Genomic DNA, 13,922 nt, shown 5'->3' on the forward strand with positions numbered 1-13,922 from the left:
TAAAATGTCTCGGTTGATTGTTAAACCAAAGGAACGTGATAAAGAGGGAAAGATTTTAGAGGTTACTCCCGAGAATGCAGGCTGGAAGTATGTTGGTTTTGAAGTGTACTCCTTAAAACAAGGTGAAACACTTTCAAAGCAAACTGGAGATAAAGAGGCTTGTATTGTTCTTTTAAGCGGTCGTGCTGATGTGAAAACAGATAAAAAAGCATTTGAGAATATTGGTAAAAGAATGAGTGTGTTTGAAGGTACGCCAGCATACTCGGTTTATGTACCGAATGATGACCAATATGAAATCAATGCTCAAACTGATTTAGAGGTTGCCGTTTGCTTAGCTCCTGGTAAAGGGTCATATGAAGCGCGTTTAATTACGCCAGAAGATGTTGGAGTTGAAGCACGTGGCTACGGTCATATGTCTAGAACGGTACATAATATTTTACCAGAATCAGAGTCAGCGGATAGTTTACTAGTTGTTGAGGTTTACACACCAGACGGTAACACATCGAGCTACCCGCCACATAAGCATGATCAGGATAATCTACCACATGAATCGTACCTAGAAGAAACGTACTATCATGAGATTAATCCACAGCAAGGATTTGTGTTCCAGCGAGTATATAACGATGATAGAAGCTTAGATGAAACTATGGCGGTTGAACATCGAAATGTAGTGTTAGTCCCTGAGGGATATCATCCTGTTTCATCTGTACCAGGATATAGTTCATATTATTTAAATGTCATGGCTGGGCCAGTACGTACATGGAAGTTTTATAATGATCCGGATCATGAATGGTTATTTAAAAATGTCATGCAAACAAAGTAATGTATAAAATTTGTTTTGCATAAAGAATGGGAGGTTGCACTATGAACGGAATATCATTTCCTATAGATCGTCCTTTAGATTTAATCGCAATTGGTAGACTTTGTGTGGACCTAAATGCAAATGAAATCCATCGACCGATGGAGATGACAAGAACCTTCACGAAGTATGTGGGAGGATCTCCTGCAAATATTGCAATAGGTGCCGCTCGCTTAGGCTTACAGAGTGGATTTATTGGCAAAGTATCAAATGACCAGATGGGCCGATTTATTAAAAATTACTTAAATGAAAATAATATCGATACTTCAAATGTAGTAGATGATCATACTGGGACTGTTACTGGGCTTGCTTTTACAGAGATTCTTAGTCCGGAAGATTGCAGCATTCTGATGTACCGTGACAATGTTGCGGATCTTAAACTTGATACAAGTAATGTTTCGGAAGCGTATATTAAATCAGCAAAAGCATTATTAGTCTCGGGAACTGCTTTAGCTGCGAGTCCATCAAGAGAAGCTGTATTCCTTGCACTAGAGTATGCAAGAAAACATGATGTAGTGGTCGTTTTTGATTTAGATTATCGCCCTTATACATGGAAGTCGGCGCAGGAAACTGCAGTTTACTACAACTTGGCTGCAGAAAAATGTGACGTCATTATTGGAACACGTGAAGAATTTGATATGATGGAGCAATTTGTGAAAGAGCACCAATCTAACGATGATAAAACAGCGAATAAATGGTTCAGTTACCATGCTAAGATCGTTGTAATCAAGCACGGTCAAAATGGCTCCATTGCATATCTGAAAGATGGAAGTAAGCATTCAAGCGGGATTTTTAAATCAAATGTACTTAAAACCTTTGGCGCAGGAGATTCTTATGCATCCGCATTTATCTATGGCTTACTGCAAGACTGGAATGTTGAAAGAGCTATGGAATTCGGAAGTGCCTCTGCTTCAATTGTGATTTCTCGCCATAGCTGCTCAGAAGCAATGCCAACGGTCGAAGATATCGATGAGTTTTTAAAAACGGCTGTTCGTGCTTGATAAGAAAGGTGAGATAACGTAATGCTAGCTAAATTAACTGATGTATTACAAGGTACAATCGAAAATAAATATGCGATTCCAGCATTTAATGTTTTTGGTTATGAGGATGCACAAGCCGTTATAGAAGCAGCTGAAGAAATTGGTGCACCCGTCATTATCGCGACAAACAAGGTAGCGATTCAGCATATGCCTATTCATATTATTGGTAAGCTTCTCGTAGGGCTAGCGGAACAGGCTAAGGTTCCTGTTGTTGTACATCTTGACCATGGTAAAGATTATGAAACAGTAGCAAAGGCAATTGCAAGTGGCTATAGCTCTGTTATGTACGATGGGTCTCAATTACCATTTGTGGAGAATGTTAGAACAACAAAAGAAATTGTTCAAATGGCCAAAGCATTTGGGATTCCTGTGGAAGCCGAAATAGGTTCGGTAGGCTATAGTGATCCGACGTTAGGTACGGGTGCATTAACAGATCCGCTTGAAGCAAAAAGATTTGCAGAAGAGACAGAGGTTGATGCGTTAGCTGTTGCTGTAGGGACTGTACATCGAATGGAAGAACAAACTGCATATGTCCAATTTGATAGATTACGTGAAATTGAAAAACTAGTAAGTATCCCACTCGTTATGCATGGTTCTACAGGTATACCGGATGAGGATTTAAAGAAGCTAGCTTCCACAAATATTGGGAAAGTCAATATAGGTACTGCAATAAGAATGGCGTTTGGTAATACCTTGCGACAGGAAGTAAATAAAAATGTGGGAAGTTTTGACCGTATTGATTGGTTTAAGCGCCCGATGGATGCTGTAAAAGAAGAAGCGAAACACAAGATGAGATTACTTAATCTAGAAAACTATGCGAAACAAACGGCAAACGTAAAGTAGATAAAGAGATGTAATAACTTAGGAGGCACAGTCATGACACAAACTATTATAAAAACTGTAAAAAATTATATTGGTGGAGAATGGGTAGAATCAACAACAACAAATACACAAGAAGTTTATAATCCCGCGACTGGGGAAGTAATTGCCCATGTCCCACTTTCAACTCGTGAAGAGCTTGACCATGCTGTACAAATAGCGAAAGAAGCATTTGATTCATGGAGTCAAGTTGCTGTACCAAAGCGGGCTCGTGTTCTATTTAAGTATCAACAGCTTTTAGTGGAGCACTGGGATGAATTAGCAGAACTTATCACAATAGAAAATGGTAAAAACCTTACAGAGGCTTATGGAGAAGTTCAACGCGGAATTGAATGTGTGGAGTTTGCTGCGGGCGCACCAACACTGATGATGGGTAGCCAATTACCAGACATCGCGACAGGATTAGAATCAGGGATGTATCGATACCCAATTGGAGTTGTTGGCGGAATTACTCCATTTAATTTCCCAATGATGGTTCCTTGCTGGATGTACCCTCTAGCAATTGCTACAGGTAACACATTTGTGTTAAAACCTTCTGAACGTACTCCTTTACTAGCAAACCGTCTTGCCGAATTATTTGAAGAAGCAGGGTTGCCGAAAGGAGTCCTTAATCTTGTTCATGGTGCTCACGATGTCGTAAATGGATTACTTGAAAATAAAACAGTTAAGGCTATTTCGTTTGTTGGTTCACAACCAGTTGCTGAGTATGTATACAAAAAAGGAACGGATAACTTAAAGCGTGTGCAAGCACTGGCAGGAGCGAAAAACCATTCCATCGTATTAAAAGACGCGAATCTTGAAAATGCTGCACAGCAAATCATTGCTGCTGCCTTTGGTTCGGCGGGTGAACGTTGTATGGCGTGTGCAGTCGTAGCTGTTGAGGAAGACATTGCGGATCAATTAATCGAGCTGTTAGTTCAAAAATCAAATGAAATTCAAATCGGAAATGGATTAGAAGACGATGTTTTCTTAGGTCCAGTTATCCGTGAGCAACACAAACAACGAACGCTACAATACATTGCAGAAGGAATAAATGAGGGGGCTAAGCTTGTACGTGACGGTCGCCAAGATGAAGCGCTACAAGCAAAAGGCTACTTTGTAGGCCCAACTATTTTTGACGAAGTAACAGAGGAAATGAAAATATGGCAAGATGAAATTTTTGCTCCTGTTCTCTCAATTGCGCGTGTGAAAAATCTTGCTGAAGCGGTCAACCTAGCAAATCAATCTCGTTTTGCAAATGGCGCTTGTATCTTTACAAAAGACGGTGGTAGCGTACGTCAGTTCCGTGAAACAATTGATGCAGGTATGTTAGGTGTCAATATTGGTGTTCCGGCACCAATGGCTTTCTTCCCATTCTCGGGTTGGAAGGATTCTTTCTACGGAGATTTACATGCAAATGGGAAAGACGGAGTAGAATTTTATACTCGTAAGAAGATGGTAACATCTCGCTGGGTGTAAGGAATGGTAAAACCGGATAGAGTACCTATCCGGTTTTTCAAAACAACTCTTTGTAAGGTAGGTGTATGTATATGAAACTAACAACAGCTCAAGCACTTGTGAAATTTTTAAATCAGCAGTTTATTGAGGTTGATGGTAAAGAACAAAGACTTTTTAAAGGGATATTTACGATATTTGGACATGGAAATGTACTTGGTATGGGTCAAGCCTTAGAGGAAGATAGTGGAGATTTAGAGGTCTATCAGGGAAGAAATGAACAAGGTATGGCACAGGCGGCAGTCGCTTTCGCAAAACAAAAACACCGAAAACAAATCATGGCTTGTACATCATCGGTAGGTCCTGGCGCTGCCAATATGATAACAGCCGCAGCAACCGCGTCAGCGAACAACATCCCGGTCCTTTTACTGCCTGGTGATACATTTGCGTCACGCCAACCAGATCCAGTACTACAACAAGTTGAGCAAACCTACGATGCATCTATTTCTACAAATGACGCGTTCCGACCTGTCAGCAAGTATTGGGACAGGGTTAACCGTCCAGAGCAATTAATGACAGCAATGCTTAATGCAGTACGGGTTTTAACAAATCCAGCTGATATGGGTGCTGTAACAATTGCTTTACCACAGGACGTACAAGGGGAAGCATATGATTATCCAGAGTATTTCTTTAAAAAACGTGTTCATCGCTTTGAGAGAAGACAACCAACAAAGGCTGAATTACAAGATGCAGTAGCTTTATTAACAAGTAAAAAGAAACCTCTGATTGTTTGTGGCGGTGGCGTGCGCTATTCAGAAGCAGGAGAAGAATTAAAGCGTTTTGCGGCTAAATATAAAATTCCTTTTGCAGAAACGCAAGCAGGTAAGAGTGCAGCTGAGAGCGATCATCCAATGAATCTGGGTGGACTTGGGGTTACTGGTAACCTAGCGGCAAACCGAATTGCTAAAAGCGCAGATTTAATTATTGGAGTTGGTACTAGATTCACAGATTTTACAACCGCTTCAAAACAGTTATTCCAACAAGAAAATGTAGAATTTTTAACGATTAATATCTCCGAATTTCACGCTTCGAAATTAGATGCGGTGAAGGTTGTTGCAGATGCGAAAGCAACTTTTGAAGTATTAGACAATGAGTTAGAGAAAGTGGGATATCAAACTGATTATCTGAATGAAATTGAAGTGGCGAAGAATGATTGGGCTGCTGAATTAAATCGTCTCTATCAAACTACTTACGGAAAAGAAGGCTATAAACCGGAGGTAAGCGGGCATCTTGATGAAGTGTTAGCGGAATACGAAGAGGTATTAGGGTCGTCATTAACACAAACAGCTGTGATTGGCGAAGTGAACCAACGAATTGCTGAGGATGCAATTGTTGTAGGTGCTTCCGGAAGTTTACCTGGAGACTTGCAACGGATGTGGGTAAATCGTGCTCCTAATACGTACCACATGGAATATGGCTACTCTTGTATGGGCTATGAGATATCTGGTGCACTTGGAGTGAAACTAGCTGAACCAGAAAAGGAAGTTTATGTGATGGTCGGAGATGGAAGTTACCTCATGTTGCACTCTGAGTTGGTAACAAGCATTCAGGAAGGGAAAAAAATCAACGTCATCTTATTAGATAATGCCGGGTTTGGATGTATTAACAATCTTCAGATGTCAAACGGTATGGGTAGCTTTGGAACTGAGTTTCGTAAAAGAAGCCATGAAACAAACCAACTAACTGGTCCAATCATTCCAATCGATTATGCGCAAAGTGCAGCAGGATATGGAGTGAAAACATATACAGTAAAAACAGTTGATGAGTTACGTGCAGCACTTGAGGATTCAAAGAAACAAACTGTTTCAACATTACTTGATATTAAGGTCCTCCCAAAAACAATGACAAATGGCTATGATTCATGGTGGAATGTTGGGGTTGCAGAAGTTACAAAGAACGAAAGTGAAACGTCTGTTTCTGTTGAGCGCAACCAACAATTAGAGAAAGCACGTAAATATTAATAAAATAGAGCGGGGGACGAACAGTATGTTCTCAAATGAATTTGTAAAGATCGGGATTGCACCAATTGGCTGGACAAATGATGATTTACCAGAGCTTGGCGGAGAAAATACATTTGAGCAATGCGTCAGTGAGATGGCGCTTGCTGGTTTCCAAGGGACAGAAGTTGGAAATAAGTATCCGAAGAATCCAGAAGTTCTAAAAAAAGCACTTCGTTTACGGGGATTAAATATCGCTAGTGCATGGTTTAGTGCTTTTTTAACTACAAAGCCATTAAACGAAACTGTTGAGGCTTTTATTACGCATAGAGATTTCTTATTTGAAATGGGAGCAAAGGTTATTGTGGTTTCTGAGCAAGGCCACAGTATTCAAGGGCAAATTGAAACTCCTTTATTTGATAATAAGCCAATTTTTACCCAAGAAGATTGGGAGAAGCTTGCAGATGGTCTACATGAATTAGGGAGGCTGGCGCAAGAAAAAGGCATGGATGTAGTCTACCATCATCATATGGGTACAGGGGTTCAAACGACTGAGGAAATCAATAAACTTATGGAGCTCACAGACCCAAGTTTAGTTTCATTGCTTTATGATACAGGTCATCTCGTGTTTTCAGGGGAGAACCATCTTGAAGTTCTTGAACGCCACTTTGAAAGAATCAAACATGTGCACCTAAAAGATATTCGAGAAGAGGTTGCTCAAAGAGTAAGAGATGAAAAATTAAGTTTTTTAACAGCTGTGAAAGAGGGAGTCTTTACAGTGCCAGGAGATGGAATGATCGATTTTAGCCCTGTGTTTCAGTTCTTATCAGATAAGAATTATAAGGGATGGATGCTTGTAGAAGCTGAGCAGGATCCTGCAAAAGCTAATCCTCTAGAGTATGCATTGATTGCACGAAAGTATATAAGAGAAACAGCTGGAATCTAGTCTTACTAGTGAAGTCCATCCACAACTAGAATGATTAGCGGTACCCCTCGAGTTGTTGTGGTATAATAACTGAATTATGTCATGAGAGGATTATTTTTATAATGAAGGTCACGATTTATGATGTTGCAGAAAAAGCAAATGTTTCAATTGCTACTGTATCCAAAGTGATAAACAATAGAGGAAGGATTAGTACTGTCACAAGAGAAAAGGTTGTTCGCGCAATGGAGGAATTAAATTATCATCCAAGTGCTGTAGCGTCAGCCTTGACTGGAAAACGTACGAATACTATCGGTCTCCTTATTCCAGATATATCTAATCCCTTTTTTGCGGAAATAGCACGTCATATTGAGAATAGAGCTCATCAACTAGGGCTAAGTGTAATAATGTGCAGTACTGACTACAATCTCGAAAAGGAAGCAAAATATATTGAACTTCTTCGTCGAAAACAGGTGGATGGGCTGATTCTTTCATCTGGATTCCAGAGTGACGATATATTGCAAGACTTAATTACTAACAAACTGCCAGTTGCTATGATTGCCCAGCATAATCCCTCTATTTCGGTACATATGGTCTCTATAGATGACTATAAGGGTGGCTATTTAGCAACAAATCACCTTTTGTCCTTAGGCCACTCAAATATTGGAATTATCGGAGAAAATGTGCGTAGTAGTAACTTGCGTATATATGGATACCGTGATGCTTATCAAGATAATGGGTTACAAGTTAACGAAGAAAATATTACCCGAACAGATGCATCCGCAGCCAATGGGTATACTATTGCCTCTAAATTATTAAATCGGTCAGATAGGCCAACAGCAATCTTTGCAATAAATGATTTATTAGCAGTAGGTGCATTCCAGGCTGCAAGAGAGCTCCAATTACGTATACCGGAAGATTTATCAATTGTGAGCTTCGACAACACCATTTTAGCAAAGACAACAGTGCCTGCTTTAACCTCGATTGCACAACCGGTTGAAGAAATGGGTTCAAAGATTGTCGAGCTTCTTTTAGAAGAAATTGAAGAGCACAAAGAGAAGAAAGAACAAATTCTATTTGTTCCTGAATTAATTGTAAGAGGATCCTCAGGGGTTTTAAGTATTTGTTAGGGGAAAAATCGAAATATATCTTACTGTGGTTGAAGAGAATAGTTTTTGAAACGCCGGAAACATGGCTACTAATTTGCTTTTTTGAAGAATGCTTGGTTATTAAACTGGGCATTTTTTTTATATCTATTAAAAGGGTTAGAGGCTTATTCTTAAATTGGGATTCCGTGTATTAAGGATATTTTGTACGGTGATTTTTATATGAATAGAATGTATTGACGAGTCCTTCAGCTCAATTTGGGAGATATCTGTTGATATAAATATCTCATAAAAGGCTGTCCATGGTATAGGGCCCTGTCCCTCTATAAACGCTTTTATATTATTGTGATGATAGGCATATATGGAATTTAAAAAGGTGCTTTGTGTCATTTTTAGGATGAAGTGGATGAGTGTAAAAGTTTAAGAGAGTTAACGAATGTAGTGTTTAATAAACAATATCTGTGGAATTAAATAAGATGACTCCGGTACAATACCGAAGTCATCTTATGGCGGCATAGGTTACTGTCCCTTTTATGGGGGATAGTAAACTTATTTTTACACCTGGGACAAGTAACCTGTATCCTTGACCCATTGTTTTTTGTTAATGCGTTCGTATTTGACGAGTTTTGTTTCAAATAGTTTTAATGGATCATAGTAGAGATCCGGGTTAACTCTCATTTTTGTTAGGTTTTGTTTGTGTTGTTCTACTAGATTCTTTGTTTCTTCAATTGAAATCGATAGCTGGTCTAGTGGTTCTTTATAAAATAGACTAACATCTTGTTCTAACGATTTTTTAAAGAAGTCAAATTGCTGCCAGAACTTTGCTTGGATTGATTCCGTTACTTCAGTGTATTGCGCATTTTCAACATATCTCACGTACTGATTGTATAGATATGTTTGCTGCTTTTGAGGCAGCAGGCCTAATACCTTGCCTGCACTCTTCAACAACACTTGTGCTGGATTGTGGCGGAGCATAATGTTTACTTTTTCAATTTCAACTTTGTATGTCATACGACTGATGTCTCGGCGCCAGTCCTCAACTACTTTAAAGTCGCTTTGCAGATTAAGTTCTTTTTCAGGATAGCCCTCGGTAAGTGACGATGTCATTTCATTTAAATAAGTTTGCGTTTCGGTAAGCTTTTGATTCGAATTTTCAATCCACTCCTTTAGTGATGAGGAGAGATTTGGTAGAATTTCTTCATTAAAAAAGCTCTGTATTTCACTGTTCATTTTTTCGTTTAGCTCAATGTGAAGTTGGTTAAAGTTACTGTCTTCTTTAATGAATTTCGAACAATTTTTCAGTACCTCAGGAATCCTCTCTGAAAGTACCTTGTTAACCTCCGTTTTTACACTTGCGAAAGAGTCAATAATTTCCTTGCTTTGGTCCTTTTCTTTATCGCTAAGATTGTTTACCAAACCAGTTAATCTATTGATGTATTCCTCATTATGAGAAATAGAATCTATAAGTTTATTTTCAGCTTCTACCCGTTTTTTGAGCAAGCTGCTAATCATCTTTCTAAGTAGGAAAAGGATTTTCTCTAATCGATTTATGCGCGTAAACTCTTTTGAAATTACCGTGATTTCTGAATGTGTAGTGAAGATAGTTGCTTCTGGAAAGTATTCTTTAATTCTTTCTTCATCATACGTATTAGGTAGAACAAAATGAACAGGGATGTTAGCAGTAGCCTGTTTAATTCTAGCTAAATAATCGAAATCACTCTCAGATAGAATTTCTGCTTCACTTACAAATAAAACTCCATCCATCACAGGTAAGTAGCCAAAGGTAACCTTCTTCTCCATGATGTATTCTTTATATCCAGTCGTCTTAATTTGAAGCCCTGACTTTTGCAAGAATGGTGAGAAGACTGTTGCTTCAATAATAGAATCCGGTGCTATAACTTCATTAAATCTTTCTATTTGTGTACGACCAGTATCTGTTATTTCATTCAATTGATTCTCAGTTCCATGTTGGATGCTCATAAAATTTGAAAGCGAAGGGACAATGATTTCCTCGTTTAGGATTGAGTTAATAAAAGGTGCTTTACCTTTACCAAGTACAAGGAGATTCAATGCATCCTCATTAAAAAGCTGGTTGTAGCCCCAAATTAACTTGCTGCTTGTTTCGATATTATTCTGTTTTGCCCAGTCAATGATTGTTCTCATAAAAGACTTACATTCTTCTAAGGTAACCGGATGATACTGTGCTTTATCCAGTACGATTTCAGCTTCTTTCGTAACCACAGATTTTATCGTCGATGGAAAGATATCATTCCATGCCAGTATTGCGGCTGCCGGTGCCAAACCGTTCGCTGGAGGCGTTAGATTGAACCAATGAATTAATAGTTTTGGTGTAAGTTGGCCAATATCACGTAATAGATATTTTCCATTTGTAAGTTCTAAGTATGCTTCCTTAAATAGATTTGAAATCGCGTGCCAAGAATCGTACGGATCAATCTCTAAATCTTTTAAAATCTGATTTACTGCATGTAACCATTCTAAATAATGGCTTGTTTCCTGATAGCTTTTCCAAGTGAACAGGATAAGCTGTTTGAACCTTGCTTGATCTAACTTATAAAGTTTTCGCAACACAGGAATGAATGTGTCAGGTGCGAATGAACTGCTGTGGCCAGCTTCACTGTACGAAATTAGAACATCAAACCATTCTAAAGTGTCTTTTCGCAGCGTCTCGCTGAGTGCTAGCTCCATTGCGTTCAGCCAATCTTCTTGCTCCTCGTAAAAACGTTTTGCAATATCAGTTAGGCCAGGATAGTCAGGGTTCTCGGATACTGCTTCCTGAATAACACGGTATGCAGATTCCAGCTTTTTATCTTCAAGATAAAGTGAGAATAGATTTAACGATACCTCACTGTTCAGTACTTTATTTTTCGAAAGAATAGATCCATAGACTTCCTCCGCATTGGAGAGTAATCCTAGCTCGTAATACGCATCCGCTATATTCTTTTTCGCCCAAGGCGCTAATTCATTTGCAATGCTTTCCCATTTATAAATGGCAGCTTCATAGTCTTGATGATGGAAATAAACCTCTCCCTGTGCAAAACGAATAAATGACAGGTCATATGGCTCCTTTTCCTGTTCAGCCATAAACGCATCGCCAAGAATCGCTATCGGGTGCCTAGTATCACCTTCTGGCAGTAATGTTTGATAATACGTTTTCGTAATAAATTCAGTTTCAGTTGACATGTGAATACCTCCTAATGCCAAGTGGTCATGGTGTGTTAAATCGTTGATGAGTAATGTGTTTTGGGGACCAGTTTCTATTGGTCTGGGTTTCAGTGTTTATAACCCTATTATATAAGAATACGTTTGGGTTGCTAGTTTAATGTCGGTTGTATAGTAAGAGTATCCTTAAAATCTTTTTACAAAAAAGGAACAAATTCTTTTCCTGTCGAATCATTACTATTAGAAAAATATTACATTTTTAGTAGGGTGAGGGAAAAAGATGCTCTGGTTTAAAATATCTGCAGTTTTCTTAATACTCGTGTATGTAATCTTTTTAGCTAGAAAAGAATATAAGAATTTTACAAATGAACAAAAAGAAGAATTCAAAAAGGAACTAAGGGTAAACCCATTTTACCTGTTTCTACATATGCTATCCTATATCGGCTACTTTTTCCTATTCATATCGATTGTATTTTATGACATTCCTATATTGCGATATATAGCATTTTTCTTAATGGGTCTAGGGTACGTTATTGATGGTGCAGAACAATTTGAACTTAAGAATGCTAAGGGTGGGGTAATTATTATAGCTATAGGTTCAATTATGATCTTGGGGGCAGCTTTTTTCGTGTTGAGGTCTTATTTTTTGGTAGGGTAGAACAGCACGTATAGAATTAGAAAATTAAGTGAATCAGCAATTAATTCATTTAGTATGCAATTATAGAAATTAATAAGCAATTATTCAGGGTTAGTATGCAATTATAAAAATTAATAAGCAATTATGCAGGATTAGTCAGCATTAAAGATAGGTATTCATATTTGATGGCTAATATTTTATAGATAATAGATAAAATATAGCTTGAAATGGAACTTTTTATAACTAAAAGCGTCAAATGTATAAAGAAGTACGGTAGAAAATAACCTGTGTCCGATTAGGAGGAGATTTATGAGATGGTTACTTAGTTTGGTAATAGTTTTACTTTTAGGTGGTTGCATGAGTGATACTAAAAAAGAAATATTACTAGAAGAGTCTAGCCATGTAGAAAATGTTTAACAATAGATAAGGTTCTTGCGTCTTTTGATGGCGAGGGAATCGCCTTAGAAGAAACAACAATAAACGAGAATAATGTGTTTCAACTGGGTTTAGTTGCGGTGAAACCACAAGTTTTCACATTAGATAAGGGCACATTATCCATCTATGTTTTCCCTTCTTCAAAGGAACGTGAACAAGGTAAAGAAGAGTTTGAACAAGCAACGGCTGCTGCTAGTCTCGAGCCTTATGAAGAATATGTGAGTTCTAACGTTTTGCTTTTTTACACGGAAGGTTCGGATCAAACTGCCGGGAAGATTAAATCTGCTATAGAAAAAATATCGGATAAGTAACAAACCATGGGAGCTCGAAAAAACGTAGTAGAATCATCTCTGCTACGTTTTTAAACTACTATTCTTTTTCAATTAAAAAAGTAATCGGTACGAATAAGAAAAAAGCGAGCAGCAATAAGCTTCCACCCAAGATGAAAAATACTAAAACAAAGGTTTCATGTAAACCAAAAGGGTTCAGGTTGTACATCTACATGCCTACCGTTAATCCAAAGGCTCCAACCATTCCAGTAATGCTGTGGATGGCCACAAGTTTTTTGAGTTTAATTGTGTAGACTCGATAAAATATACCCCAGGCAAATACAGACAACCACCCTACTAGTAAAATATGAGCGTGAATCGGTCGTAACGCATAATCCATATTTCCAGACATATGCGAGCCTAAAAACGTACCAATTACGCCAAAAATTGCTGCGAATCGAATTAGGCGAATACTCCATTTTCGTTCCATTTTTAATACCTCCGATCAATACACACTTTCTATCGAGTATACAATAACTTTGTATTTTACCATACAGAAATAGAATAAATTAGTCATAGAAGACTACTAGGATAGAAGGAATCTTCCATTTTTATAGCGAATTTTAAAGATAAATAAATAGAAAGTAGGAATAGATATGGAGATAATTGCGGAAACCGATCGATTGTTGCTAAAGGTTTTTGAAGAAACAGATGCCCAAGATGCCCAAGCTTTTTGGGGAGATGAGGAAGTAATGGAGCATTGTAATGGTGCCACTCCACACGAGATCTTACCAAAAGTACTGAAATCATATGGGGATTGCCATGCTGCAAAAGGCCTTTCGGTATATGGGGTTGTAGAAAAAGAGTCCGGTAGAGTCATTGGAGCAGCAGGCTTTAATGTGCGAACTTCTCTTGAAACGGTTGAGTTACTATACCATTTTGCAAAAGCTAGTTGGGGTAAGGGCTACGCATCAGAAGCTGCTGCAGCCTGCATTGATTATGCTAAAAAGGTGCCAAATGTAGGGAAGATATATGCCTCTGCTGATTTGAAGAATGCAGGGTCTTTAAAGATTTTAGAAAAGATTGGTTTTACCTATAAGGGAATGAAGTGGTTTGAAGATACAAATCAGGAAGAGCCTTATTATGAGATGGAGATCAGTTGAG

Annotated in this window: 11 protein-coding genes and 1 pseudogene; 10 read left to right on the plus strand and 2 right to left on the minus strand. The window is 38.3% G+C overall.

What is annotated here, in order from left to right:
• Positions 1–4 precede the first annotated feature (4 nt).
• From iolB to AB3M96_RS05605, 7 genes are all read left to right on the plus strand, one after another.
• A complete protein-coding gene (gene iolB / locus AB3M96_RS05575; RefSeq protein WP_412966592.1) occupies positions 5–823 on the plus strand; it encodes a 5-deoxy-glucuronate isomerase in 819 nt (272 codons plus the stop codon).
• 41 nt (positions 824–864) lie between these two features.
• Positions 865–1,860 (plus strand): 5-dehydro-2-deoxygluconokinase, encoded by a 996-nt coding sequence (iolC, locus tag AB3M96_RS05580; RefSeq protein ID WP_412966593.1) that lies wholly within the window; start codon positions 865–867, stop codon positions 1,858–1,860.
• A 21-nt stretch (positions 1,861–1,881) separates the two neighbouring features.
• Positions 1,882–2,742: a class II fructose-bisphosphate aldolase gene (locus AB3M96_RS05585; protein ID WP_412966594.1), complete on the plus strand. Its 861-nt coding sequence runs from the start codon at positions 1,882–1,884 to the stop codon at positions 2,740–2,742.
• 33 nt (positions 2,743–2,775) lie between these two features.
• A complete protein-coding gene (locus AB3M96_RS05590; protein ID WP_412966595.1) occupies positions 2,776–4,236 on the plus strand; it encodes a CoA-acylating methylmalonate-semialdehyde dehydrogenase in 1,461 nt (486 codons plus the stop codon).
• Positions 4,237–4,301: 65 nt separating this feature from the next.
• Positions 4,302–6,233 carry a 3D-(3,5/4)-trihydroxycyclohexane-1,2-dione acylhydrolase (decyclizing) gene (gene iolD / locus AB3M96_RS05595; protein WP_412966596.1) on the plus strand — a complete coding sequence of 644 codons (1,932 nt, stop codon included), beginning with the start codon at positions 4,302–4,304 and terminating at the stop codon, positions 6,231–6,233.
• Positions 6,234–6,258: 25 nt separating this feature from the next.
• On the plus strand, positions 6,259–7,155 hold the full coding sequence (gene iolE, locus AB3M96_RS05600) for a myo-inosose-2 dehydratase (RefSeq protein ID WP_412966597.1): 897 nt from the start codon (positions 6,259–6,261) through the stop codon (positions 7,153–7,155).
• 101 nt (positions 7,156–7,256) lie between these two features.
• Positions 7,257–8,261: a LacI family DNA-binding transcriptional regulator gene (locus tag AB3M96_RS05605; protein ID WP_412966598.1), complete on the plus strand. Its 1,005-nt coding sequence runs from the start codon at positions 7,257–7,259 to the stop codon at positions 8,259–8,261.
• A gap of 531 nt (positions 8,262–8,792) precedes the next feature.
• On the opposite strand, the gene AB3M96_RS05610 is transcribed toward AB3M96_RS05605, so the two are convergent.
• A complete protein-coding gene (locus tag AB3M96_RS05610; protein ID WP_412966599.1) occupies positions 8,793–11,438 on the minus strand; it encodes a tetratricopeptide repeat protein in 2,646 nt (881 codons plus the stop codon).
• Between the two features lie 259 nt (positions 11,439–11,697).
• On the opposite strand from AB3M96_RS05610, the gene AB3M96_RS05615 reads away from it, so the two are divergent.
• Both AB3M96_RS05615 and AB3M96_RS05620 read left to right on the plus strand, forming a co-directional pair.
• Entirely contained in the window at positions 11,698–12,075 is a 378-nt protein-coding gene (locus AB3M96_RS05615) for a hypothetical protein (RefSeq protein WP_412966600.1), read from the plus strand.
• A 470-nt stretch (positions 12,076–12,545) separates the two neighbouring features.
• On the plus strand, positions 12,546–12,800 hold the full coding sequence (locus AB3M96_RS05620; protein WP_412966601.1) for a hypothetical protein: 255 nt from the start codon (positions 12,546–12,548) through the stop codon (positions 12,798–12,800).
• 58 nt (positions 12,801–12,858) lie between these two features.
• Here AB3M96_RS05620 and AB3M96_RS05625 read toward each other — a convergent pair.
• Positions 12,859–13,248, minus strand: a pseudogene (locus tag AB3M96_RS05625) (hypothetical protein).
• 166 nt (positions 13,249–13,414) lie between these two features.
• Here AB3M96_RS05625 and AB3M96_RS05630 point away from each other — a divergent pair.
• The gene (locus tag AB3M96_RS05630; RefSeq protein ID WP_412966602.1) at positions 13,415–13,921 is read left to right on the plus strand and encodes a GNAT family N-acetyltransferase; all 507 of its coding nucleotides are present in this window, start codon (positions 13,415–13,417) and stop codon (positions 13,919–13,921) included.
• Position 13,922: the final 1 nt, after the last annotated feature.

This window comes from Ferdinandcohnia jepli, assembly GCF_047246645.1.
Taxonomy (GTDB): domain Bacteria; phylum Bacillota; class Bacilli; order Bacillales; family Bacillaceae_L; genus Ferdinandcohnia.

Excerpts from the sequence above, each read along its gene's own strand:
- iolB (WP_412966592.1), top strand. The coding sequence starts at position 5 with ATGTCTCGGTTGATTGTTAAACCAAAGGAACGTGATAAAGAGGGAAAG.
- iolD (WP_412966596.1), top strand. The coding sequence starts at position 4,302 with ATGTATATGAAACTAACAACAGCTCAAGCACTTGTGAAATTTTTAAAT.
- iolC (WP_412966593.1), top strand. The coding sequence starts at position 865 with ATGAACGGAATATCATTTCCTATAGATCGTCCTTTAGATTTAATCGCA.
- AB3M96_RS05630 (WP_412966602.1), top strand. The coding sequence starts at position 13,415 with ATGGAGATAATTGCGGAAACCGATCGATTGTTGCTAAAGGTTTTTGAA.
- AB3M96_RS05605 (WP_412966598.1), top strand. The coding sequence starts at position 7,257 with ATGAAGGTCACGATTTATGATGTTGCAGAAAAAGCAAATGTTTCAATT.
- AB3M96_RS05585 (WP_412966594.1), top strand. The coding sequence starts at position 1,882 with ATGCTAGCTAAATTAACTGATGTATTACAAGGTACAATCGAAAATAAA.
- AB3M96_RS05590 (WP_412966595.1), top strand. The coding sequence starts at position 2,776 with ATGACACAAACTATTATAAAAACTGTAAAAAATTATATTGGTGGAGAA.
- iolE (WP_412966597.1), top strand. The coding sequence starts at position 6,259 with ATGTTCTCAAATGAATTTGTAAAGATCGGGATTGCACCAATTGGCTGG.
- AB3M96_RS05610 (WP_412966599.1), bottom strand. The coding sequence starts at position 11,438 with ATGTCAACTGAAACTGAATTTATTACGAAAACGTATTATCAAACATTA.
- AB3M96_RS05615 (WP_412966600.1), top strand. The coding sequence starts at position 11,698 with ATGCTCTGGTTTAAAATATCTGCAGTTTTCTTAATACTCGTGTATGTA.